Here is a 25,376-nt window from a genome sequence, read left to right as displayed (position 1 = left end):
ATCGCTACTCGCGATAACAAACACATCAACGCTCAATCCCCATCCGATTTCCACACCCCGCCCACCGGAATGCGAAACGTCGCCGCCTCGCGAAAGCCCCACCCCGGATAAAACAGCATCTTCGCCAGCGCCCCATCCTCACGAATCTCAAAGCCCGGCTCGTGCTCAAGCTCCACCACCGCCGAGCCGTTCGCATCATTCTCCACCGACCGAATCCGGTACGACCACGTCATCTCATCGCCAAACGCAACGTGCACCGTTCGCCCCACCAGGCTTCCGTCATCAGGCAACGGCCGATCGACGACAAGCGCTTCACGCGCATCACCCGCCTCCACCCGCTGCGTCGCCATCACCCGACCGTGCAACGGCTCCACACCCTGAACACCATCGCCCGCCGCGTTGGTCAGCCGTCGACCGTCAAACACGCGCAACGTCTCGCGCCCGTCCGTGCCACGCCGCTGCCAGCCCAGCCGACCTTCAAAAACAGTCCCGTCCGCCAGTCGAATCTCACCGTCGCTCAGCGTGCTGAAGAAAACATCCTCCCGCCCATCCGCCAACGTTACCCGCACCACCACCGCCTCCGGGTCGTCCGATGTCATCGACACCAGTTCCGCCGACGCGACCTTCGCCGCATCGCGGTGCGCTTCGTGCACCAGCACAAACGTGTTTTCCGCACCCGGCTCTGCCAGTTCGCGCCCGCCATGCCGACGCAACATCACAAACGGCGCCGAGCCGACCCGCCGCATCGCCGGCGCTTCGCCCGCGAGAAATCGCACGCCATACTCACCCTTCGCATCCAGACTCGTCGGCCCGACCACATGCGACGTCGTCCGCACACCATCCTCATACGCAAACGTGAACGACGTCGGCGGCGCAGCCCATCCCGCCTCCTTCAACGCGATGTACTTGTGCGCCGTCCCCTCCGTCGGCTCGGTCGCCACGGTATGCGTAAGCTCATACTTCTCATCCAACCCGCCGTGCAGTACATAATCATGCTCGCTGCCGCCGCGCGCCCGGAAGATGTCCAGCAGGTAACCGTCACCATCCCCCAACGTCGCCATCGCCAACGTACGTCGATACAGCTTCGCCGTCGGGTAGTACGCCCGCTCACCCTCCGCCTCGATCACCTGCATCTCGTCGGCCGACGGATCAAACAGCAGCAGCTCGCCCTGGTTCATCGACGCGTTTCGCCACCGCCACGTATCCATCCCGCGCAGCCCGTCATCTTCTGTAAGCTCACGCTGCTGACCGCGGAATCGGCCGTGCTGATTCGCACCGTCGATCACCACAAGATTGTGCCCCGCGCTACTCGTATGCCACTCCCGCGTCGAGTCCGACCCCGATACCGGCCGATAGTTCGTCTCGCTGAAAACCTCCCGCCCATGCGCCCACCACGCAAGGTTCAACACGTCGTAATGCTCATGCCCATGCGACCCGGCAAACAGCAAATACGCCTCCATCTGCTCGCCACTAGCACCATGCCCCAGCACACCAATGCCCGTCGTGCCCAGCAGCCTCGGCTCAGTCACATCCAGATCGCGCTCGGACCACCACGCCGTCCGCCCCGCCACCGCGTCGTTCACCGCCAGCGTCGTCCGGTTCGGCAACGTGAGCACATCCCACGCCTGCCACCATCGCTCATGATGCCGCGCATACTTCGCCACCAGGTCCAGTTCATCAAACCGCCGACCCGTTTCCGGATGCTCATAGCCCGGCGGGTCGCTGTAACCTTTCAACAAACTCGGTATCCGCCGCTGCATCCGCGTCGCTGGCATCGTGTGATACGACGGGCTTGCCTCACGGAAAAACCCATCCGGAAAAAACGACACATACAACATGTTCTCGTAATACTTCACCGCCAGGTGCACATACTTCGGCTCAGGCAGCGTCAGCCCCAACTGCGCCAGCCCGATGATCCGGTGCGCCACCATATTCGTATACGCCACCGGCCATCGCTCAATCAACTGCACCTGATGATCGAAAAGCCCCTCGCGAATCGCTGATCGCTCATCGTCCGACAGCCTGTCATACACCAGGTCATACGCCCGCAACACGCCCGCCGTCCGCTCCAGGTCCATGTGAAACCACGTGCCCCAGATCCCCCGGCCGTCCCATTCGCGAAAGTATCGCGCATCATCCTGCGCCCGCTGCTCGCCCTGCCGATCCCACAACGGCCACTCCGGCACCACCTCCGCAAAGCGCAGCAAGATCCGCCGCACCGCGTCCGCGTCCGCCTCGTCGCCCGTCGCGTAATACCGCAACGCCAGCAGGTACGCCGCATCGCGCACCGCCAGGTTCACCTCATCGCGCGATCCGCCCGTTGTGATCTGCCCCGCCGGGTCGTCGTCCACTTCCGCCAGCGCCACATCCAGCAACGCCGCCGCCCGCTCGCCATGCCCCGCCTCGTCCGTCGCATCACGCAGCAGCAGCAGCTTCTCCGCCAGGCTCAACAACGCCTCCGCCTCGCGCCCCTGCGCCCGGGCTCGCACCGTCCGCGCATCCAGCGTCAGCCACGCGGCCAGCTCCGACTTCACCTCCGCCACATCGCCTTCCATCGTCCACCGCGGCCGCGGCGTGTCCGTCGCCATCGCAACATCCCCCCAGCCCGCCACCATCATCACGATGATGAGCAGGCCCACAATCAGTTCGCGCGTCGTGGCCATGTCATTCCTCATACAGTCAATCTGCCCCGTTCATGCAAACACCACACACACTCGCCCGCGACGGCCGCCGTCGGCACATACCCGCCGTCGCAGGCCGCCTCGCGAGCTGTTCACTCCACTTCCCAGTTGTTGGGATCGTGGTGCAGCGCCCGCGTCAGGCCGTCTTCCGTATACGGATTGTTCGGGTTCGGCGTACGAACGGTCGAACCATGACCATCGGCCCAAATCACGCTGACCGCACCACCGGCGTGGCGGGCCTCCGCTCGGCTGCCGTTGTTGTAAGGGTTCGCATAATAGTTGCCCAACGTTTGGTTACTCGCATGACGCGAGTCCACCATGCTGATCGTTCGCGACGGCCGTGTCAGTTCTGAAATCCGCGCCGAAACATGATCATCGCGACTGCTGACATCATGCCCGCCATGCAGGTAACGATTATTCACCCCATAATGCACATACCGCCAGAAACCCGACCGCCACAACCTCGTATTCGCCCAAGGACGAGTACGCTCGCTCGACGGACACGCCATCACCTCCCGGTCGGATATCAACTCCAACCGCAACGTCAGCATGCCCGGCCACGTCCAGTGATCCGGCCCCGGCGCATTGGTCCCGATCGGACCATGCTCACCCTGGTAAGGTACGAAACGGTCATCAAAATCGTTCTGGTACATCACATTCGCCAGCCCGATCTGGCGCATCCCACTGACGCACTGAATCTGCCGCGCCGACTCCCGCGCCGCGGCAAGCGCCGGCAGCAGAATTGCAATAAGCAAAGCTATGATGCTTATGACAACAAGTAGCTCAATTAGTGTGAAACCAGAAGTTCGTTGAACAGACATACTCAAGCTCCTTTCGACGCTGGACGCCGTGAGAGTGGATGCAGGCCTACCAATGAATGCAGCGTTTCAGGTAACGCTTCGAGGACGGCATCCGGAATGGGAAGTGAATCACGGATTGCCAGGCGAGCCGGCACATCACGCGCCGGTAGACGTTTCTCGCCGGATTTGACCATTTCCTGCAACATGTCCAAAGCAACGCGCGCCGCTTGCCGCGCCGTCTGACCAATCACCGTCAGCGATGGGCTCGTATGCGCCGAGAAACTCACCCCCGTCCCGCCCACCAGCCGAACGTCGCCCGGCACGTCCAGCCCCACCTGCCGACAGGCCCGCAACGCCTGCAGCGCCGCCGCGTCCGAACTGCCGAAGATCACCTCCGGCCGATTCGGCTGCTCAAGCCGATCACACAAAAACGCAAACCGCGCCGCCCGGTCCGGATCATCCGCGCTCGACCAGCATTGCAACTCAGGCGTCCGACCGCTCGCCGCCATGTAACCGCGAATCAGCTCCGTCAGCTTCGCCCGCCCCGTCGGCGAACCCGTCGGCGTCAAGCCCAACGCCAGAATCCGACTCAGTTCCATCCGCGCCAGGCAATGTCCCAACGCAAAGCTCGCCGAGTAATCAATCCCCACATAATTCGACACCGCCTGCTCGCTCGGCTTGTTCAGGTACACCCAGGGCGTCTCCTGCCCATCAAGCCAGCTCGGCACGTCCCGCAACAACGACGAGTTGATCAGGATCACACCCGCCAGCGACGCCGACGCATCACTTAAATGCCGCTTCAACTGGTCCAGCGCATCGTCCGCGTGCGGATCGACAAACAATGGCAGAACATGAAACCCCGCCGCCGCGATGCAATGCTGCGTCTCGATCACCGCTTCATGCGACCACGAATCGCTGTAATCTTCCCGCCAGCGCACCAGCACCACCGCCACCTGCCGCGTCGTCGTCGCCGACCCGCCCCGCGGCCCCGCCATCGTCGGATGCCGACGCGCCACGCGAATGCCGCTGCGCGCCCGCCGTTCGACCATACCCAGCATCTCCAACTCACGCAGCGCGCTGTGCACCGTCGACAAACTCGTCTGATGGTCCGACGCAAGCTGCCGCGTCGAAGGCAACCGCGCGCCAACCGCCCACGTCCCGCGCTCGATCGCCGTCCGCAGCACCGCCGCGACCGATTCCGAGCGGGTTATCGCTTCGCCGTTGGACATGATCAGACATCTTCCTCGTTAAGAACCCGACCGGACATCCCACACAAACGCGTCGCAAACGCTCAATATCGACTGAGCCGGCCGCGACGCCATCTGGTGGTATCATACTGCCCCACCAGCCCCACCGCAATCATTTTCTCACAGATCGCCACCACCGCCCACCAACGACAACCGCCACCAAATACCGATAAAATCCTGAAAATATAGGGCCTTACACCCAGACCACACGCGACCGATCACCCGCAAAATTTGATAGTATCAGACGACGCCCCCACCCCTGCCCGCCTTTCCCGCCTCGGCGACCAGTCGCTCCACCGCCAGCGCCGTCATCGCCGCTCGCGGCACGAACGTGCTCGGCAGCATGAATTCCTGGTCCACCGAACCGTCTGCCGCCCGAATGCAACTGTGCGAGTTGCCCCCCGCCGGCCCGAGCCCGTCCAGCGTCGGCACCACATCGTACGTGTGATTGCCATCACTCAACCCCCCTCGGCTCGTGCCCACCACTGCCATGCCCAGCCGGGCACCCGCCTCACGCCACATCGCCGCCAGTCGATCCGACCCTGCGTTGCTCGCCCAAGGCGGCAGATGCTTTTCGCAATGCGCCTCCACCCGCGCCGCGTAGCCGTCCGCCGCACTGCACACCGTCGACATGCCGTCGATCCGCAGCCCCTCCGCGATCGCCTGTTCAAGCACCGCCGGGTCATACGCACGCAACTCCACCAGCGCCTCGGCGAAGTCCGGCACACGGTTAGGTGCCATGCCACCTCGAATCACGCCGATGTTGCACGTCAGTTCCCGCTCGTAGTCCGTCAGCTTCGCGGTCTGCCCCAGGCAGTCGATCAACTGCACGATCGCGTTCGCCCCTCGTTCATGCCACACCCCCGCATGCGCCCCCCGCCCCCGCGCACGAATTCGCAGTCGCGCACTGCCTTTTCGCTTCACCAGCAGGCGATGCTCGCCCTCCACCAGATGCCCGCCTTCGAACACCAGGTTCGCAAGCGCCCCCGGATTCACCCCCGGATTCCCCCCCGGACTCACCCCCGGCCCCAGGCACCGCCGCGCATGCACGCCGAAGTCGCTGTCCAGCCCCTCCTCCGCCGCGTTGAACATCACCACCCACGTCACTTCGTCGAACAACGCCGGATGCACTTCGCGTATCGCCGCGAGCACCATCCAACTGAGCACATTGCCCCCCTTCATATCCACCGTGCCCGGGCCGTAGATCCGCTCGCCTTCTTCCCGCCAGCGGAAATCGTGCTCGCGTTCCTCCTGCTCCGTGAACACTGTATCCAGATGCCCCGTGAGCCCGATTCGCAACCCGCTGCGCCCCGGCCGTGTCATCAACAGATGTCGCCCCATCGCAGGCCGGGCCTCCATCGTGCAGTCGATCGCCTGCGGCCGATCCGCCGTGAACCCCAGCGATTCAAACAACTGCCACGTCAGGTCGCCCACACGATCCACCCCCGCCGCGTTCCGCGTAAACGAGTTCGTGTTCACCATCTCGCGCAACACATCCAGCGCCTCAGGCAGCATCCGCTCCAAACGCCCCTGCAACGCCGCGATGTACATCGACGAACCGGAATGTGTTTCAGGCATGAGAAGCTTTCCCAATGAGGCACTCGGCCGGGCAGATCTCCAGCAACTCATCGGCCAACTGTTGTAACAGCAAACGCAAAACAACCCACCACCAGTCCCCAAAGACCACACCATGGCGAATCTTCCTACATTCTGGTTGTATCAAAACTGCCACAAGAAGGCCACCTCGCACCGCATCTAACCAACCGCAAACATACACGTAAATGACTATTTTTAAGCGTTTTGCGTTATATACAAAAGGTCAAAGCGATGTCCACGCCACTTTCGTCGCTACGGCCGAACCGCTCTGGGCTTGAAATTTTACTCTTGACCTGATCAGATTTCCGTGGCATGATTGGAGTCAATCATCGAGGGATGAGCATCAGCAATTGTGATACCGCGTGACAGATTCGAACGAGCGAAGTCCGAACGAGCGAAGCTGACCAGGAAACCAAGGATGGCATCGAGGCTTCTACCTTACCCCTGTCGGCCAGCCCCGGAAAATTCGATCCCTGCACGCGAGTTGGTTTTTCTAGCACGCCGACTTAGCGGAACCGTCGACGCCTGCTGATCGACTTCCATTGATCGAGGCTACCACGCGACAACCACGCTTTCGGCATTAACACGGTGAACCATGAAGCATTTGATCGTTGTTATTTCGATTATTTTACTGTCGATACAGCAGGTCGGCCACGCCCACGGTTCGCAGTACGAAGAAACCTTCGAAGACTACAGCCCGACCATCCTCACCCGCAACGCCAACAACGCCTTCGGCAACTGGCGCACCGTGCTCATGGACGGCCAGTCGGAAATCGGACCCGCCGCCGCCGGCGCCACCCCCGGCAACGATACCCAGACCCTCCGCTTCAGCACCGTCAACACCGATCGTGCCAGCGCCATCGACAACAGCCCATCGTTCACCGAAGGCGTCATCACCCTCGCCTTCGACTTCGTCCTTGAAAGCGCCACCGGCAGCAATTCCTTCTTCTACGCGAACGCCACCGACGGCGCGAACGCCGGCTCACAAACCACGCTCTTCAAGCTCACCGCCATACGACAAAGTGACCAACGCTTTCGCGTTGGCACGGAAGCCGACGTGAACCGCTTCAGCGGCACAAGCGATTCGCAAACCCTCGCCTTCGGCCAGTGGTACCGCTTTCACGCCACCATCGACCTCGACGCCGGCCGATTCGACTGGCATATCCTCGACAGCGACGGCGAACCCACACGCATCCGCTTCGACAACCTCGACATCAACGCCGACAGCGACAAGGCCCTCCAGTCCATCTGGTTCGGCAAGATCGGCGCCGCCAACGACCTCACCGGCGCGATCGACAACATCAACATCACCAACGCGTCCGAAGCTTCCGACGCCGACGATTCCAACACCACCGATGACACCCCCGCATCGCCCTCAGGGGAATAACGGACTTACGGCCTGCATTTCGGGGGATCGGCTGCGTACCCACTGGACCCAGCCACGTCTTTTCACTACTCAATGGAGGATTCGACGTTGAAAACCTGCATCTTGCGAAAATCGTCTGTAAGTGGTCTCGCCTTGGCGCTGGCCGTCACGCTTGGCTTGACGAGCGCCTCGACGGAAGCGGCCCTCATGGTGGACATGAACGACGCCCATGTGGCCGGTGGCGATTGGGAGACCGTCGCCGCGCCGGATCATGACAACCCGATCGTGCTCAGCGATGGCACGACGTTGCTGTTCGTCGCCAGCAGCGGGGGGGCGACCTGGGCCACCAGCAGCATGGACCAGGCAACCGGCGGCACGCCCTACGCCGACACGATCTACGAAGACGTCGCCCGCGACTACTTCTGGTCCACTGCCACCACGAAGTACATCGTCCTGGGGAATCTCAACTCGAGCGTGTCATACAGCCTCAACCTGATCAGCGCCCGGGCAAGCTCCGGCGCACGCGTCGCAACGATCACAGCCAACGGCCTCGCGGCGGACGCCACCCCCCATAATGGCGTCAATTTCAACTCGTACTACGACGGATGGGTCGACGGCGTCGTCCTGACGTGGAGCAACCTGACGCCAGACAGCAATGGTGAGATCACCCTCGCTTTCGATCCGAATACCACCGACTCCTATTTCATCAACGGATTCGTCCTGGTGCCCGAGCCCGCGAGCATGGTGCTGTTCGGCACCGGCGTCCTCCTGCTGACAGCACGCCGACGCCGTGCATGACGGGGGAGGCGGGGTGGACCACCCCCTTCGACGTACGGCCAGGCCCGCTCGGCAAGCTTCTGAGTCGCCATCAATCACAGACTGCCCCCCCAAACAGCGCCCTTGCTCGCCACAACGAGCGAGGGCGCTGTGGTTTTATGATCGTATCCCTTACCTCTCTAACGGGGCGTGTGTCGCCGACTTCGTATTTCTTCACACCGATAACCAATCGACCCAGCGCCTTCGCGAAGACAGCTTGCGTCATATCCAGTGCTTCGCGTACGGTCTGGATGTAGCCGAGGCTGGGGGCCTGGGGAGTGTCCATGGTCATGACCTGGATACGGCCGAGAAAGCGGTCTCCCCGGGCGTGAACATCATGTCCCCGGCGACGGCCGCGTCAAGTGGTTCAACGGCTGAGCGAAGTCGTTACGCGTTGGGAACACCGCATGAAGCCGAACGTTGAAATCGCATTGCGCTTGCTGCATCGCATCCAGTTCACCGACGATGCGTTGGCGATCGCCAACCCGGTTCTGCGCGATTCATTCGAAAGCACGACTGCCGGGCCGGTCAGAGTGCTGCCCTTTGTCGACGAAGGCGTCTTGCAGGCTTTTCCCGACTTCTCGGCACGATTGCAAGGTTACGCCGATGCTCATGGCGATCGGATGACGCTGGCAACTGACGTTCGGCCGATCGTCGCCGGCGAAGCATGCAAGAATGACTGGCAGCATGTTGAGCAGGTGCTCTCCGCGATCAACCACCACGATATCGACCGCCAGTCATACATCCTCGCCGTCGGCGGCGGGGCTGTCCTGGACTGCGTCGGCTTTGCCGCATCGATCGCCCACCGGGGCATCCGACTCATCCGCATGCCGAGCACCACACTCGCGCAGGGTGATGCGGGCATCGGTGTGAAAAATGGCGTCAATGCCTACGGTAAGAAGAACTTTCTCGGCACGTTCGCCGTGCCCCATGCGGTGATCAATGACATTTCGTTGCTTGCTGGTTTGAGTTCACGTCAATGGCGAAGTGGGTTCAGCGAATCGGTAAAGGTTGCGTTGCTCAAGGATGCGGCATTGTTCGACCGCATCGCTGCGGACGCAGAAGCGATCGCCGCGATGAGTTTTGAACGCGGCGTTCCCATCATCGAACGGTCGGCCGAACTGCACGTGAAGCACATTGCCGAAGGTGGTGATCCATTCGAATTGCGCAACGCCCGGCCGCTGGACTTCGGCCATTGGTCGGCGCATCGGCTGGAGACCATGAGCGACTACACCCTGCCGCACGGCGAAGCCGTGGCGATCGGCATCGCTCTTGACACCGCGTACGCACGACAGGTCGATCTGCTCGGCGAACATGACGCGAAGCGTATCTTCGAATGCCTGGCCAAGCTGGGGTTTGAACTGGCAAACCCCTTGTTGGAAGACGTTGAATCACTATGGGTCGGCCTGAAAGAATTCCGCGAACACCTCGGCGGCCAACTCACGCTCACCTTGCCGACCGCCATCGGACGAACGGTAGATGTACACGAAATAGACCGCGAACATCTGGAACGCGCAATCAAACAACTGACGGCTGACAAGTAAACAACGCAACCACAATCAGGAAGACGTTTCATCACGCGGTGGCGACGAAGCGTCTGCCCCATCCTCCGGCGACGGCTGGTAGACGAACTCTCGCGGGCGCGGCGTATGCACATCAAGTGGAGCGTCACCCGTGATCAAGCGGGCATCGCGAGCATTGAAAAGCCAGTTCCAAAACCAGCGCAACAGCACCTGGAAGCGATTGCGAAAGCCGACAAGAAACGCGATGTGCACGCCGGCCCATAACAGCCAGGCGATAAAGCCGCCGATGTTGACCCGCCGCGTTGCCGCAACCGCACTTGCCTTGCCGATGACAGCCATCGAGCCCTTGTCGCGATAGACGAACGCTTTGCGATCCGCGGGTGTGGATCGCCCGGCCAGTTCGTCTGCAATCACGCGCCCGGCGTAGCGTCCCATCTGGATACCACCTTGCGCAACGCCGGGCACGGGTTCCCCCGTGTCCGCCGATCGCGCTGCCGCCATGTCGCCCGTCACGAACACCTCCGGATGGTCTGGAATCGAAAGGTCCGGCTCAACGATGACACGGTTCGATCGATCCAGCGGCACACCAAGCGACTCGCCAATCGAGCTCGCTTTGACACCCGCTGCCCAAAAGATATTGCGCACAGCAATGAACTCTTCGCCAACGGTAATGCCCTTGTCGGAGATATCCGTCACCATCTGATTCAGCCGAACTTCGACACCCATCCGTTCGAGGTCGCGTTTGGCATGGTCGCTAAGCTTCGGCGGAAACGTCGGCAACACACGGTCGACCCCCTCGAAAAGCAGGACGCGCGTCGTGGTCGTATCAATGAAGCGGTAGTCCTGCGGAATGGTCTTCCCGGCGATTTCTTTGATCGCCCCGGCCAACTCGACGCCGGTGGGGCCGGCTCCGACAATCGCGAACGTCAACTCCGCCCGGCGGGCCTCGTCATCGCCTTCGTATTCCGCCGACTCGAATGCAAGCAGGATACGCCGACGCAGTTCGATCGCGTCGTCAATGGTCTTGAGCCCGGGTGCGATGTTGGCCCATTCATCGTGGCCGAAGTAGGAGTGCGTCGCACCCGCCGCCAGGATGAGGTAGTCGTATTCCACGTAGCCGCCGGCGATGAGCAGTCGCCGCCGCGCCACATCAACACCGACGACCTTGGCCATGACGACCTGGCAGTTGCGCTGATCGCGAACAATGGTGCGGATCGGCTCACTGATGTCCGCCGGCGAAAGCGAGGCCGTGGCGACCTGATACAGCAGCGGCTGAAACACATGATGGTTGCGATAGTCGACGATCGTCACCCGCGCAGGCGCATTCGCCAGCGCGCGAGCCGCGGCTAGGCCCGCGAAGCCGCCACCGACAATGAACACCCTGGGAGTTGATTGCGACATGCTTCTCGCTACCAATGCGGCCCCACCCTGCTGAACACGATCTCAATCCCGCGACGCGATCGGCATATTGTAGGCTTCACTCCGTGGATTCAAGCGGCGGGTAGAGCAGCACAAACGGATGCGAGCGCCAATTCTCATCGTTCGCCGTCGACAACGCCTGCTCGAACGCGGGATCGCGATAAACATGCCTCGCCACGCGCAGCACCGCCGCGAGCTTGTACCGCACTGCCGGCTTGATCTGCGGGTAAGGCCACGCCTCCACGTTCGCATAGTAAGGCATGACAAACTCAATCGCCTTGCGAAGACATCGGCCATCCTCGCCTTCATATTGCCAAAGGTCCACCCCAACGCGTTCACCGAGCGATGCAAGCGTCACCAGGCCTTGAATGTTATAAGCGCTATAGGTGAACGACAGTGTGCGCGCCAGTTCATGCGGCTGTCGGCCGTCCGGGCCAATATGCTTCACGATCCGTTGCGGCCCCACCTCTTCCAGCACCGCGCGGGCCCGGTCAGGTTGTTGCGCGAACAGGCTGAACGCCACGAACTGCGCGTCGAACCACGTGCCGTGATTATTGTGTTCCGAACGCTCCTTCTTACCCAGCGGGCTTTCGTCCAGCCAGTTTACATACTGCTGAAACCACGCCCGCAACCCCTGCATGTCCGCGTCCGTCCACGCGTCAGATGAAGCCAACAGCGGCGCGACTTCAACAATGGCGATGAGGTGGTGTGTATCAATGATCCCGATGCCACGGCCTTCGCAGATGCCGGGAATGCCCTGGCCGTAGTTCAAGTGTGGGTTCATCCTGGTCGTGTTATCGAGAAAGAACGTGCGAAGCAGTCGCGTCGCATGCTGGGCATACGCCGCGTTGCCAGTGAAATACCACGCCAACGTCAGTGGATACACCGCAGCAACCATCTTCAAGCTGATCGAGTGATCACCGCCGTAATAGTCCGGGTTTGTTTGCCCGTCGCGCCGAACGTAAGGCAAGCCGTCGTCCGTATCCGGGTTGGGCCACCAGTACGGCCCCTGGCTCATGTAATCGCGCGGGTCGCCGCTGGGCGGGATCGCATCGTCATCCACCACCGAGTAAGGCCCTTCCGACAACGCCACATCCGCCCGAGCGATCAACGCGTCGTACGCCTTCCGCAACGCAGCGTCCCCCGCCTCAATTCGCTGCCGACTCGCCGCCAACACACTTTCATAATCGCTCGGCAAGGTCAACACACCAAGCGGCGTATGGTCCGTCGAATCCGTCTGGTCAGTAAAAGTTTTCATGGATGATTCCCACGGATCTCGCTTGCCTGCCATCGCTTCTTTTCAAATTGCACACACGTCAAACAGAGCACACACAGCCCCTCCCCAACCTACGGCCGCTCAGCCGTCGGCCGCGGCGGCGCCTTGCCATCCCAGCGAACATGCAGTTCATGCGGCACGCCCAGCAGATCCAGACCACGCGCCACGACAAAATCCACCAGATCCCCAACCGTCTGTGGCCCCAGATAAAACCCCGGGCTGGCCGGGCAGACAATCGCGCCGGCTTCCGTCACCGCCTGCATGTTGCGAATGTCGACCAGGCTCAACGGCGCTTCGCGATGGACCAGCACCAGTCGGCGACGCTCTTTCAATGTCACATGCGCCGCGCGGTGCATCAAATTCTGCGCACTGCCTGAAGCGATCGCCGCCAGTGTATTGCTCGAACAGGGCACGACGATCATGCCATCATGTCGAAACGAGCCGGACGCAATCGTCGCCCCCACGTCGCGATGATTGTGCAGCACCAGGCCCGTCGGCGTCGGCCCGCCCGCCTCGCCGCCGGCGAGCATCGCCAGGTCCAGCCCTTCCATGCCAAGCTCGTCATGCAACAACCGTTGCCCCAACGGCGACACGACAAGGTGCGTTTCAACACCCGCCGCCAGCAACAACTGCACCATCCGCCGCGCGTACGGTGCACCGCTCGCCCCGCTGATGCCGACCACAATGCGCTCAGGGTGATTCACTTCGGCCACGTTCAACTCCAATACCCCATTGTCATCCGCTCATCCCCCGCTCTGGCCCGCCGCGTCCAGATGTCGCACGGGCAACTCGGGCAACGCCTCAATAAACTGCTGACCATACCGCTTCGTCGCGATGCGCGGGTCCAGCACCGCCACGCGGCCGCGATCCTTCCGCGACCGGATCAGTCGGCCGAAGCCCTGCTTGAATTTCAATATCGCTTCCGGCAACGAATATTCCACAAACGGGTTGCCCCCGCGATCGCGTATCCGCTGCATCCGCGCCTCGATCAACGGCCGATCCGGCACGGCGAAGGGCAATCGCGTGATGATCACGTTCCGCAACGCATCGCCCTGCACGTCCACCCCCTGCCAGAAGCTGTCCGTGCCAAGCAGCACGCTCCGCCGATGCTCGCGAAACTGCTCCAGCAACGCCGACCGCTGCACGCCATCACCTTGCACCAGCATCGGCATGTCCCGTTCACCGATATGCGGCCGCAGCCATTCCGCACATCGACGCAACATCTGATAACTCGTAAACAACACAAACGCCCCGCCATCACTATGGTCAAGCTGTCGAAGAATCGCCGGCCCGAGTTGTTCCATGTACTGCGGATCGTTCGGCTCGGGCAAGCTGCGATCGACCACCAGCTCCGCCTGCGTCGCGTAATCAAACGGCGAGCCCAGCATCAACGCCTCCGCCGACTCACACCCCAGTCGCGACCGCACATGCCCGAACGGGTCGCTCTTCTTGCCTTCCGCACCCTTCTGCTCGCGCGTCGCCATCGTCGCCGAGGTCAGCACGACGCCGACCGGCTCGCCCTCCGGCCCCGTCGCTTCAAACAAGTGCTCGCGCAAACGCGGCCCCACATCCACCGGCGAACACGCCAGCTCCACCCGCCGAAACCGCCCCGATCGGCTTGCCTCAAGCCAGTAAACGCAATCCGCTTCGCTCTGCTCCAACAACGCCGTCAGACTCCCCGCCACCGATCGGCAGCGCGAAATGTAGCCTGCCAGCTCATACCGGTCCGACTCCTCATCGCCCACCTTTTCGCGCAGCCGATTCAGCAGAATCGCCAGATCTTCCATCGGCTGACCAAGCGTATTGCTCACGATGTTCGACTCATCGATCCGCCCGTTCGATCGACCGTGCTTGCCCTGCCACATCACCAGGTCGTCAAACTGCGCGTTCGCCGCCATCTCCACATGCCCCACCTGCTCCACCGATCGCTGCAACAACGTCGGCTCCGCCTTCTTCAAACCCGCAAGAAAGCCGCGCCCCGTCCGCGCGTTGAACAATGCGTTCAACAGAAACCGCACTTGCGATTCCGTCACCGACAAGCCGAAGTGATCGCTCGCCACATCTTCGACCATGTGCGCCTCGTCGAGAATCACATGATCGTAAGGTGGCAGAAACCCCACACCTTCACTACGCAGCGCCAGGTCACTGAAAAACAGTGCATGGTTTACGATCAGCAGGTCCGCGTTCTCCATCCGCCTGCGGGCCTGCTGGTAAAAACACTTGTTGTACGTCGGGCACCGCCGACCCATGCAGTTGCCCGCGTCCGACTGCACCTTCTCCCACACGTTCGGCAGCATCCGCCCCAACTGCGGCAGCGACGCCAGCGAACCGTCAACCGTCTCATACGCCCAGTCTTCCACCGCGTGCAGCGTGCGCAGCAACTCCTCGTCCGCGAACAGGTCGCCCTGTCGCTTGGACGCGTTCGCCAGTCTGCGTAGTGAAACGTAATTGCCCCGGCCTTTCACCAGCACTGCCGAGAACTCTTCGCCCAGAACGGATTGCAGCAGCGGCACATCGCGTTCGACGATCTGCTCCTGCAGCGCGATCGTATGCGTCGACACCACCACGCGCTGCTTCCGCTTGCCCGCCTCGCGCGACGCGACGATGCGCTCGATCGCCGGCAGCAGATAGGCAAACGACTTGCCCACCCCCGTGCCCGCCTCGACCAGCAGTTTGCCGCCGTCGCTCAGCGTGCGGCGCACCGCGTCGATCATGGCGGCCTGCTCGGCTCGCTGCTCGAATCGATCGCCCAATCGTCGCGCCACCGGGCCGTCGGGCTGGAGAATGTCACCGGGTTTGAAACTCACCCCCACAGTGTAGCCGCAACGATGCCGCCGCTGCGTTCAACCCGCTCGGCCGCGCCCCACCACATCGATAAAGCCCAGGTAAAACGCAGCGAAGCTCAGCTGCATCCCCAACACCGCCGCGAGCGTCGCGGGGATGGCCAGCCGCAGCGTCTGCGTCGGGTCCATATCGCCGAACCCGCTGACAAACCACTGCCCGGTGACGACCGCCGCGCCAATCACGCCGAGCACGATCAGCCCCCCGCCGACGATCAGCCCGCCTTCCAGCGTCGCCCTGCCGAGTCGCTGCTCCAGCCGAGGGTTCGGCGGGTGCAGCCCCATTCGAATCGCCAGCATTTTCGCAAAGACGCCGAACAACACCGCCTGCCCGCCCACCATCACCGCCGCCGCCGCGAACACCAGCGTCGTCAGGTCCAGCGTCACCCCCAGCACACTCCGCGACCCCGGCGCCAGCCACGCCGCCATCGCCAGCCCAAAAACGATCAGCGCCAGCCCCGGATACCAGAACAACCACCGCGGGCTGAACAGCAGGTAAAACCGCAGCGATCGCCAGCCGTCGCGCCACCGTCGAAGGTGCGGCTCGCGCCCTCGACCGTCAGGCGAAAGCGTCGTCGGCACTTCCGTCACCTTCATGCCGAACATCGTCGCCTTAACCAGCATCTCCAGTGCAAACTCCATCCCCGACGACTGAAGCTTCATCCGCTCGTAAGCATCTTTGCGAAACCCCCGCAGACCGCAGTAAAAATCACCGCATCGACTTTTGAAAAACAGCCTGCCGATGAAGCTCAGCACCGGGTTGCCGAAGTAGCGATGCATCGGCGGCATCGCTCGATCCGCAATACCCCCGGCAAAGCGGTTGCCCATCACCAGGTCATACCCTTGCCGCAACTCGCCCACGAATGGCGCAAGCGCGGAAAAGTCGTAGCTGTCATCGCTGTCGCCCATGATGACGTACTCCCCCCGCGCCGCTTCGATCCCCCCCGCCAGCGCCGCGCCGTAGCCCTTCGCTTTCACATGCACCACGCGCGCCCCCAGATCGGCCGCGAGCTTCTGCGAGCCGTCCGTACTGCCGTTGTCCGCGACGACGATCTCGCCCACCACGCCATACTCCGCCATGAACCGCTGCGCCTTGCCGATGCACACCGGCAGCGTCCGCGATTCGTTCAGGCAAGGCATCACAATCGACAGTTCCACGGCGTCTTTCCCCTGCTCGTTGTCGACGTCTGTATCGTGCTGACCGGTCTGCTTCCGTGTGACTGTCGTCGCCACCATGTTAAAACTCCATTTTCATTTCGTGGTGTTTTCGAACTTGTCTGCAAACGCATCCGGCCGACCGACTCGTTATTCATCATTCACGTCGTCCGCCGCGAGCCGGGCCTCGGGCACAGGCTGGTCAGCCAGATGCAGCACGCATCCAACGTGCGGCATCATGATCGAACGCCCGTGACGGATACGCTCGGCATAGTTGACGTTCTCCCCCATCCGCTGCTCCGGCTCGACGAACCGATAGAAAAACGTCTGCCACCAGTCCGGGTAATGCCGAACCGTGTAGCCGCGGAACACGAGCACGTGGCTATACCGGCGCGTGTCGCGCCGAATGTTCAGGTCCCACCGTCGCCGCACGTCTTCCACGCTGGCATTCAACCACTCAGGCGGCGGGTCAAGCTGCGGGCCAAGTTCGCCAACCCGCGACGCCCATTGATCGCGCATCAAATGAATCTGAATCTGTCGTATCGCCTGATCAATTTCGTCGCTTGAAAGCGAACGCCCTGCCGACTCGGCATCGCGTTCCAGCACGCGCTCGCGCGGCCGCGGGGGCACGTCCGTAAACTCCACGAGCACGATCGGCCCGTCATACTCATTCAAAAAAGACCGCCGCACCGGCGCCACGCTCTGCACCGGCAAACCCGTGTAATACGCCACAACAAAGTGACTGTTCGGCGTCGAATAAATCCGCGTGCCAGGCTCGAACGTCTCCAGGCTCAGCCGATTTACCAGCGCCGCCATCGGCCCCGAATTCTTTCCCCATGCTTCATGCGGCAACGCCAGGCGATCCGTCGTCGCCAACAGCAGCAACAGCCCCGCACACGCCAACAACCCCGCATAACGCGGCACGATCATCGCCGCCATGTGCACAAAAACCATCGCCATCAACAGGAACACCGGCACCTGCAACATCAACGACAGTCGCTGCGTGAAATAACTTGCTGCGGGAATCAACAAAGTAAACGCCAGATACGCCGTCACGCTCCACACCGCCAACAGCATGTACGCGGGCATGCTCCGATGAAACGGCTCAAGAAACCGCAACGGCAGCCGATGACGCAGCAACCAACTCGCCACCGCCGCCAACAGCCCGAACATCAACACCGAAAAAACCAACGGCCGATCGAGCGGAAACGCGAACAGATCGCGCGGCAGGTCCATCAACTCCCGTGCCCTCGGCAGCCCCGTGGCCGTGCCGAGAAAATCGGTGAGCACAATCCAAGGCAGCGCCGCGACCGTCAGCATCCCACCGCAGAGCACAAGCTTCGCCAGCACACGTTCATGTCGAAGCATCCACGGCGACGTCACCGCGAACATCACCGCCGCGATGAACGCCGAGAGAATGTGCGTATGAAACAGCAGACTCAACGCCAACCCCGCCAGTGCGAAATCACGCCAGCGCCCACGATGCAGAACAAGCCACAAGCACAACAGGCTCATCGCCGTGAACGCCAGCGTCGCCGAGTAGTACCTCGCCTGCACACCCAGATAAACGTTCGTCGCGGCAAACGCGCAGATCACCAGCGCCGCCCACCCCGCCGCCTCGCCGCCCATCCGTCGGCCAAGCTGAAACATGCAAAACAAAAACACCGCCGAGAACACCAGCCCCGGCAGCCGCGCCGCGACGGTGCGCAATCGCATGTCATCCGCCGAATGCAGCACGCGCGGCGTCTCGTGCACCGGGTCCGGCCGAACGCCCATCGCCTTCATACTGCCCGCCATCGCATACATCGGCAGCCAGGCGTGATACACCGGCACACCCCGGCTGGAGTAACTCACATCCCGAAACTCGTACTCCGGATGATCCTCCCACGGCCGAATCAGCACGTTCTCATACTTCGGCAGGCCCTGATACGTATCGACCGGGTAGCCGTGCTCGAGAATCGTCAACGCGTTGATCGCCGACTCCGCCTCGTCGACCCACAACCGGGTCTGCGGCATATGCACCGCACGCAAGCCCACGCCTGCGAAAACGATCAGCAACAGCAACGTCAGTTCACGCCTTGTCAGCGGGCGAACATTATTAAGCATGTCCCGCATCTACCCCGCATCATGCGCCCACGCCTGAACGCCCGACCCCAACGGCTCGCAAGCTTCTTGAACTGCGACGCCTCGCGGGGATTTTCCATGCCACATCCCCCGGATCAAGGGGCGGCAATCTGATTTTTGATAATTCTCCCCGATTCCGCGATAATGCCCGGCTCGCTGAATCGTCATCACCATCCGAAGAAACACCACAACGCCCTCAGGAGCAGCTATCGTGAAGTCCCAGGACCTACGCCCCGGCATGGCCATCAACATGGACGGCCAGATCTTCCTCGTCACCAGCTACGACCACGTCAAGCCCGGCAAAGGCCCCGCCTACGCCCAGGTCAAGCTCAAAAACCTCGTCTCCGGCGGCACCATCGAAAAACGCTTCCGCTCCAGCGAAGACGTCGACCAGATCAACCTCGACAAACGCGACATGGAGTACCTCTACTCCGACGCCACCGGCGCCGTGTTCATGGACAACGAGTCCTACGAGCAGCACACCATCCCCACCGACGTGCTCGGCGACAGCCTCCTCTACGTCAAGCCCAACAGCCAGATCACCGGCCTGGTCTACAACGGCAACGTCATCAGCGTCGACCTCCCCGCCGCCGTCGACCTTGAAGTCACCGACACGCCCCCGGGCATCAAAGGCGCGACCGTCACCAACCAGCTCAAAGAAGCCACGCTCGAAACCGGCCTGAAAACCAAGGTCCCCGCCTTCATCAACATCGGCGACGTCATCCGCGTCAACACCGAAGCGGGCGACTACCTCAGCCGCGTCTCCAACTGACCCGGCCGACGCGACCGGAACCACAGTTTGCACACGAACGAACGCACGCCAACTTAGCCGCGAAGCGCAGCGGAGCGCGCCCGCCCCCCCACAACGGGCGCGCTCCATCCCCAACCGTCACCTCGCTCCCGAGCCTCCCCCATGCGTGTCCTGCTCCAACGCGTCAGCCAAGGGTCGGTCACCGTCGACGGCGACACCCTCGGCCAGATCAGCCTAGGCTACGTCCTGCTCGTCGGCGTCGGCCAGGGCGACACCCGCGCCGAGGCCGACCGCCTCGCCGAGAAAATCGTCAACCTCCGCCTGTTCCCCGATGACCGCGGCCGATTCGACCGCTCCCTCCTCGACGTCGTCGGCGACGCCCTCGTCGTCTCACAGTTCACCCTCTTTGGTGACGCCCGCAAAGGCCGACGCCCCAGCTTCATCCACGCCGCAGACCCCGCCGACGCCGAGCCGCTCGTCGATTATTTCGCCGAACGCCTCAAAGCCCTCGGCGTCCGCCATGTTGCAACCGGCCGATTTGCCGCCATGATGGACGTGGAAATCCATAACGACGGGCCCGTCACCCTCTGGCTCGATTCCGCAGAGCTCTCCGCATGACCCAGTCCAACGCCGACGCCAATCGCACCGCCGCCTTCAACCTTGAACCCGCCTTCCGCCTGCTCGCACGCTGGGCACAGGCCAGCGAAAAATGGTGGTACGACATCCCCGACCAGCCCGACCTCGGCTGCTACGGCACGGGCTACAACCACTGGGGCCTCCACACCAACCTCAAGTACGTCGCCGCCATGGCCACCCTCGCCAACGCCGACGACACCCCCGCACACATCAAACGCGACCGTGCCCTCCAACGTGCCCTCGCCGCCTTTCGCTTCACGCTCGCCAGCCACAAAGCCAGCGAAAACGAGCCCGGCGACTACCCCGACGTCACCCTCACCGACGGCAACCGATGGGGCCAGACCTGGATCACCGCCCTCGCCATCGAACGCATGATGCACGTCATGCCCGCCCTCGAACCGCACCTCACCGACGCCGACCGCGCCGCATGGCGCCGCGTCCTGCTCAGCGAAGCCGACTACCTGCTGAACGACTACGGCCGAGGCAAACACAAAGGCATCTGCGCCCACCGCTGGGCTCACACCGGCATGAACGACCCGGAGTCGAACATCTGGAACGGCTGCTTCCTCTGGCGTGTCGCCGAGCTTTACCCCGACCTGCCCGACGCCGACGCCTTCCGCGAGCGCGCCCACCAGTTTCTCATCAACGGCGTCAGCATCGCCGCCGACGAGCACAACGAAACCATCGTCGCCGGCAAGCCCGTCCGCGACCGCTTCGTCGGCGCAAGCTTCTTCGACCACTACGCCCTCGACCACCACGGCTACTCCAACGTCGGCTACATGGTCATCTGCCAGTCCAACGCGGCCATGCTCCACTTCGATTTCAAGACGCTCGGCAAGCCCACGCCCGAAAGCCTCCACCACCGACAACGCGAACTCTGGCAGGTCGTCCGCAAGCTCGTCTTCGCCGACGGCCGACTCGCCCGCATCGGCGGCGACAGCCGCGTCCGCTATGCCTACTGCCAGGAATTCCTTGTCCCCACCCTGCTCTACGCCGCCGAATGCTTCGACGAGCCCTACGCCGCCGCGCTGCTCGACGCACAGATCCAGCTCATACAGCGCGAAGCCGACGACAACGACGACGGCTCGTTCTACGGCAAACGCCTCGCTCACCTCGCCCAGGCCAGCCCCTACTACTACACCCGCCTCGAATCCGACCGCGCCTGCGCACTCAGCCAGCTCATCGCCTACGCCCCGCTCACCCAACCGACTCAGCCGCAGCGCGAACTCGCCGACCCCGGCTACGAAGCCTCGCTCGCAGGCACGTGGCATGAGCCCGAGCACGGCGACGCCGTCCACCGCAGCCCCACCCGATTCGCCTCCGTCGCATGGCATGCCCACTCCGGCACGCAAGCCATCTGCCAGCCGCCCGACGACGGCGCCATGTCCGATTGGCAATACAACCTCACCGGCCGAATCCGATTCGTCGGCGATGACGACAACATCACCGCCGGCTCCGCCAATTATCGCAAAACCACCGCCCACCACATCCAACCCTACGACGCCGGCTTCGCCACCCTCGCTCGCGTCCGCGAAGGCGTCAACCTCACCCTCAAAGACGGCTGGCAAGGCAGTGACCTCGCCGACCACGACCTCGCCTTCGCCGCACTGCCCGACGGCCACACCCTCGTCGGCCTCCAGTACGCCCGCACCTGCGACAAGCGAGCCTTCGCCGCCGAGGTCCGCGGCCTCGGCCTCCAACTGATCAACGACCTATACAACGACCGCCAACGTCGCCTCACCACCGCCGTCGGCCAGAGCACGCTCCAAAGCCCGCCGAAACGCGACGCCGAAGAATCGCTCAACAGCCGATGGGCCAACATCGACGATCGCCTCGGCGTCGTCGGCCTCTACGGCGCAAACAGCCTCACCCTCCGCCGATTCGCTCAACCGCAAGCCGGCAGCCTCCCCTACCTCCGCTCGCTGCACGTCGAGCAGTTCAACTGGCACTGCCAGACCGCCACCCAGTCCTTCAGCCCTGACAGCGTCATGCTCGACGTCGGCTGGGCCGCCCTCGCCAGCGTCGACGCCGCCGCCACCCGCCTCTTCGCCGACCGCCACATCGACCGCACCATCCAGCACGACGCCGACGGCCATCGGCTGCGCGGCGTGTTCCTCCGCGGCCTCGACAACCACCGCTACCTCGTGCTCGCCAATTTCGCCGACACAGCGGTCGACCTCGCCCCCGCCACCCTCAAGCTCCCGCCCGGTCCCTGGCAGGAACTCGCCGCCGCCAAACCCACCAGCACCCTCACCCTCCCCCCCCGCCAGGCTCGAATCTGGCGTGCCGCCTCCGTTTAACACGAATCCCCCCATCAACCACGGCGCCCTGCAATCGAAGTCCACGGATTCCATCCGTGGGTGCCCCCCTGCTCAGCCCATCTCGCGAGTGGCGAAACACCCCTTTTTCGGCTAAAATACCTGTCTTGGCCTGGCCGGGTCAGACCGCGTCTTTTCGGCCGGGCATCCAACCAATTTCCCCGCAAATCACGCGGCAGAGGCAGCCTCACGCATGGAAGACCGGCCCTCCCAAGACACCAATACGACCCCCCAAGCCGCACCCGCCATCAACGCCGACGGCCACAACTACTCCGAGTCCAGCATCAAGGTTCTCGAAGGCCTCGACGCCGTCCGCAAACGCCCCGGCATGTACATCGGCGACACCACCGCCCGCGGCCTCCATCACCTCGTCTACGAGATCGCCGACAACGCCATCGACGAGCACATGGCCAACCGCTGTAACGCCATCGCCGTCAAGCTCAACGCCGACGGCTCATGCTCCATCACCGACGACGGCTCCGGCATCCCCGTCGGCCCCTACTCGCATTCCAACCCCAACCTCAACGGCCGACCCACCGTCGAAATCGTCTTCACCGTCCTGCACGCCGGCGGCAAGTTCGACCACGACGCCTACAAAACCTCAGGCGGCCTGCACGGCGTCGGCGCGTCCGTCGTCAATGCCCTCTCCGAATACGTCGAAATCGAAATCGCTCGCGCCGGCAAGCTCTACGCCATGAGCTTCGAACGCGGCAAAGTCTCCGAAGAACTTCACGTCATCGGCGAACGCACGAAAACCGGCACGAAAGTCACCTTCAAGCCAGACAACGAAGTCTTCCCCGACATCACCTTCCGCTACGACACCCTCGTCACCCGTTTCCGTGAACTGGCCTACCTCAACCCCGGCCTGACCATCACCCTCGAAAACGAAGCGACCAACAAAACCGAAACCTTCCACTATCCCGAAGGCATCGCCGCGTTCGTCAAAGCCCTCAGCGACGGCAAGAACGTCATCCACCAGGACCCGATCTACTTCCGCGTCGATGACGAAGCACAAGGCCTCGTCGTCGAAATCGCCCTGCAATACAACGACTCCTACAACGAAACGCTGCTGACCTTCGCCAACAACATCAACACCGTCGAAGGCGGCACGCACCTCTCCGGCTTCAAGACCGCCCTCACCCGCACACTCAACTCCTACGCCCGCAACACCAACCTGCTCAAGGGCGACTCCGCACCCACCGGCGACGACCTGCGCGAAGGCCTCGTCGCCATCGTCTCCGTCAAAGTCTCCGACCCGCAATTCGAAGGCCAGACCAAAACCAAGCTCGGCAACGCCGAGGTCGAAGGCTTCGTCAACACCAGCGTCGGACAACGCCTCACCGCCTGGCTGGAAGAGCATCCCAACGACGCGAAGCGCGTCGTCCAGAAAGGCGTCATGGCCGCGCAAGCCCGCGAAGCGGCACGCAAGGCCCGCGAGCTCACCCGCCGCAAGGGCGCCCTCGACGCCGGCGGACTGCCCGGCAAACTCTACGACTGCACCAGCAAAGACATCGCCAACTCCGAAATCTACCTCGTCGAAGGTGACTCCGCCGGCGGCTCCGCCAAGGCCGGCCGCGACCACCGCACGCAGGCCATCCTGCCGCTCAAGGGTAAAATCCTCAACGTCGAAAAGGCCCGCCTCGACAAGATCCTCGGCTTCGAGGAAATCCGCGTCATCATCCAGGCGCTGAACTGCGGCATCGGTGCCGACGACTTCAACCCCGACAAGCTCCGCTATGGCAAGGTCATCATCATGACCGACGCCGACGTCGACGGCAGCCACATCCGAACGCTGCTGCTGACATTCTTCTTCCGCCAGATGCCCGACCTGATTCGCCAGAACCGCATCTTCATCGCCCAGCCGCCGCTCTACCAGATCGCCCGCGGCAAGAAGAGCGAGTTCGTCCTCAACGAAAAGACGATGAAGAACGTGCTCACCGAGCTCGGCCTCGACCAGGCCGCGCTGATCGCCTTCCGCGAAGATCGCACGGAAGAGCAGCGCATCACCGGCGAAAAACTGCTCGCCCTCTTCAAAACCCTCGAACGCGTCAATGACCTCGTGCACACCCTCGAACGCCGCGGCGTCGTGTTTGGGCACCTGCTCACCCTCCGCGAGAACGACCCCAAGGGCGAACGCCGCTTCCCCCGCATCCACCTCGCCGTCCCCCACAGCCTCGAATTTACCGAAGTCGGCGGCGACTACTTCTTCTGGTCCGAACAGGACGAAGACGCCTTCCGCGCAAAGCATGGCCTCAACGAAGCCGACCCCGAACTCGACCGTGTCACAGGCGAATCGGCCAACGGCCAATCATCCAACGGCAATGCAACACCCGCCCCCGCCCGCCGCACCGTCCGCCACGAGTTGCACGAGGTCAAACCGCTCGAACAACTGCTCGCCCGTCTCGATGAGGTCGGCCTCTCCGCCGACGACTACACCATCGGACGCAAAGAATCCGTCACCGGCGAACTCGAACCCACCCGCTTCGAACTGCACACCATCGACCTCAAAGGCAACCCCCACATTGACGCGGTCGTCAACCTGGCTGACTTCGTCCCGATGGTGCTCGACGCTGGCAAGCGCGGCATGGAGATCAAACGCTTCAAGGGCTTGGGCGAAATGGACCCCGACCAGCTCTGGGACACGACCATGAACCCCGAAAATCGCGTCCTGCTCCGCGTCACCTGGGACGCCGCCAGCGAAGCCGAAAAGCTGTTCAGCATTCTCATGGGCGAGGAAGTCGAACCCCGCCGCAAGTACATCGAAGAGCACGCGCTGGACGTGAAGAACCTCGACGTGTGATCGCATCAACGGCTTAGCCCCCGCGCCC

At 62.9% G+C, this 25,376-nt stretch carries 17 protein-coding genes; 7 read left to right on the top strand and 10 right to left on the bottom strand.

The annotated features are described in order from the left end of the window. Positions 1-32 precede the first annotated feature (32 nt). The 4 genes from ACERK3_14545 to ACERK3_14530 all read right to left on the bottom strand — a co-directional run bounded on the left by ACERK3_14545 (position 33) and on the right by ACERK3_14530 (position 6,306). Positions 33-2,663, bottom strand: coding sequence for a heparinase II/III family protein (locus ACERK3_14545; GenBank protein ID MFA9479505.1), 2,631 nt, complete (start codon positions 2,661-2,663; stop codon positions 33-35). A 110-nt stretch (positions 2,664-2,773) separates the two neighbouring features. After that, the gene (locus ACERK3_14540; GenBank protein ID MFA9479504.1) at positions 2,774-3,502 is read right to left on the bottom strand and encodes a type II secretion system protein; all 729 of its coding nucleotides are present in this window, start codon (positions 3,500-3,502) and stop codon (positions 2,774-2,776) included. A 2-nt stretch (positions 3,503-3,504) separates the two neighbouring features. Continuing rightward, positions 3,505-4,710: a substrate-binding domain-containing protein gene (locus ACERK3_14535; protein MFA9479503.1), complete on the bottom strand. Its 1,206-nt coding sequence runs from the start codon at positions 4,708-4,710 to the stop codon at positions 3,505-3,507. Between the two features lie 258 nt (positions 4,711-4,968). Further along, positions 4,969-6,306: a M20/M25/M40 family metallo-hydrolase gene (locus ACERK3_14530; protein MFA9479502.1), complete on the bottom strand. Its 1,338-nt coding sequence runs from the start codon at positions 6,304-6,306 to the stop codon at positions 4,969-4,971. Between the two features lie 613 nt (positions 6,307-6,919). Here ACERK3_14530 and ACERK3_14525 point away from each other — a divergent pair. The 3 genes from ACERK3_14525 to ACERK3_14515 all read left to right on the top strand — a co-directional run bounded on the left by ACERK3_14525 (position 6,920) and on the right by ACERK3_14515 (position 10,050). After that, on the top strand, positions 6,920-7,711 hold the full coding sequence (locus ACERK3_14525) for a hypothetical protein (protein ID MFA9479501.1): 792 nt from the start codon (positions 6,920-6,922) through the stop codon (positions 7,709-7,711). Positions 7,712-7,798: 87 nt separating this feature from the next. Beyond that, positions 7,799-8,488 (top strand): PEP-CTERM sorting domain-containing protein, encoded by a 690-nt coding sequence (locus tag ACERK3_14520; protein ID MFA9479500.1) that lies wholly within the window; start codon positions 7,799-7,801, stop codon positions 8,486-8,488. A 425-nt stretch (positions 8,489-8,913) separates the two neighbouring features. After that, entirely contained in the window at positions 8,914-10,050 is a 1,137-nt protein-coding gene (locus tag ACERK3_14515; GenBank protein MFA9479499.1) for a 3-dehydroquinate synthase, read from the top strand. 15 nt (positions 10,051-10,065) lie between these two features. On the opposite strand, the gene ACERK3_14510 is transcribed toward ACERK3_14515, so the two are convergent. The 6 genes from ACERK3_14510 to ACERK3_14485 form a co-directional block, all read right to left on the bottom strand. Continuing rightward, positions 10,066-11,430: an NAD(P)/FAD-dependent oxidoreductase gene (locus ACERK3_14510; GenBank protein MFA9479498.1), complete on the bottom strand. Its 1,365-nt coding sequence runs from the start codon at positions 11,428-11,430 to the stop codon at positions 10,066-10,068. Between the two features lie 76 nt (positions 11,431-11,506). Beyond that, on the bottom strand, positions 11,507-12,706 hold the full coding sequence (locus ACERK3_14505) for an alginate lyase family protein (GenBank protein MFA9479497.1): 1,200 nt from the start codon (positions 12,704-12,706) through the stop codon (positions 11,507-11,509). 89 nt (positions 12,707-12,795) lie between these two features. Then, positions 12,796-13,428 carry a UbiX family flavin prenyltransferase gene (locus ACERK3_14500; protein MFA9479496.1) on the bottom strand — a complete coding sequence of 211 codons (633 nt, stop codon included), beginning with the start codon at positions 13,426-13,428 and terminating at the stop codon, positions 12,796-12,798. A 39-nt stretch (positions 13,429-13,467) separates the two neighbouring features. Then, entirely contained in the window at positions 13,468-15,531 is a 2,064-nt protein-coding gene (locus ACERK3_14495) for an ATP-dependent DNA helicase (protein MFA9479495.1), read from the bottom strand. A 36-nt stretch (positions 15,532-15,567) separates the two neighbouring features. Continuing rightward, positions 15,568-16,800, bottom strand: a complete 1,233-nt coding sequence (locus ACERK3_14490; GenBank protein ID MFA9479494.1) for a glycosyltransferase family 2 protein — start codon at positions 16,798-16,800, stop codon at positions 15,568-15,570. A gap of 69 nt (positions 16,801-16,869) precedes the next feature. Then, entirely contained in the window at positions 16,870-18,825 is a 1,956-nt protein-coding gene (locus tag ACERK3_14485; GenBank protein MFA9479493.1) for an ArnT family glycosyltransferase, read from the bottom strand. 229 nt (positions 18,826-19,054) lie between these two features. Between ACERK3_14485 and efp the strand changes: the two genes are divergently transcribed. From efp to gyrB, 4 genes are all read left to right on the top strand, one after another. Continuing rightward, on the top strand, positions 19,055-19,615 hold the full coding sequence (gene efp, locus ACERK3_14480; protein MFA9479492.1) for an elongation factor P: 561 nt from the start codon (positions 19,055-19,057) through the stop codon (positions 19,613-19,615). Between the two features lie 141 nt (positions 19,616-19,756). Further along, positions 19,757-20,212 (top strand): D-aminoacyl-tRNA deacylase, encoded by a 456-nt coding sequence (gene dtd / locus ACERK3_14475; GenBank protein MFA9479491.1) that lies wholly within the window; start codon positions 19,757-19,759, stop codon positions 20,210-20,212. Then, positions 20,209-22,530 (top strand): hypothetical protein, encoded by a 2,322-nt coding sequence (locus ACERK3_14470; GenBank protein MFA9479490.1) that lies wholly within the window; start codon positions 20,209-20,211, stop codon positions 22,528-22,530. The genes dtd and ACERK3_14470 overlap by 4 nt, the downstream gene beginning before the upstream one ends. Positions 22,531-22,741: 211 nt before the next feature. After that, positions 22,742-25,348: a DNA topoisomerase (ATP-hydrolyzing) subunit B gene (gene gyrB, locus ACERK3_14465; GenBank protein MFA9479489.1), complete on the top strand. Its 2,607-nt coding sequence runs from the start codon at positions 22,742-22,744 to the stop codon at positions 25,346-25,348. Positions 25,349-25,376: the final 28 nt, after the last annotated feature.

Source organism: Phycisphaerales bacterium AB-hyl4, assembly GCA_041821185.1.
In the GTDB taxonomy this organism is placed as follows: Bacteria; Planctomycetota; Phycisphaerae; order Phycisphaerales; family Phycisphaeraceae; genus Natronomicrosphaera; species Natronomicrosphaera hydrolytica.
Note: the sequence above shows the minus strand (reverse complement) of the source record. Positions and strands in the feature narration are given on the sequence as shown.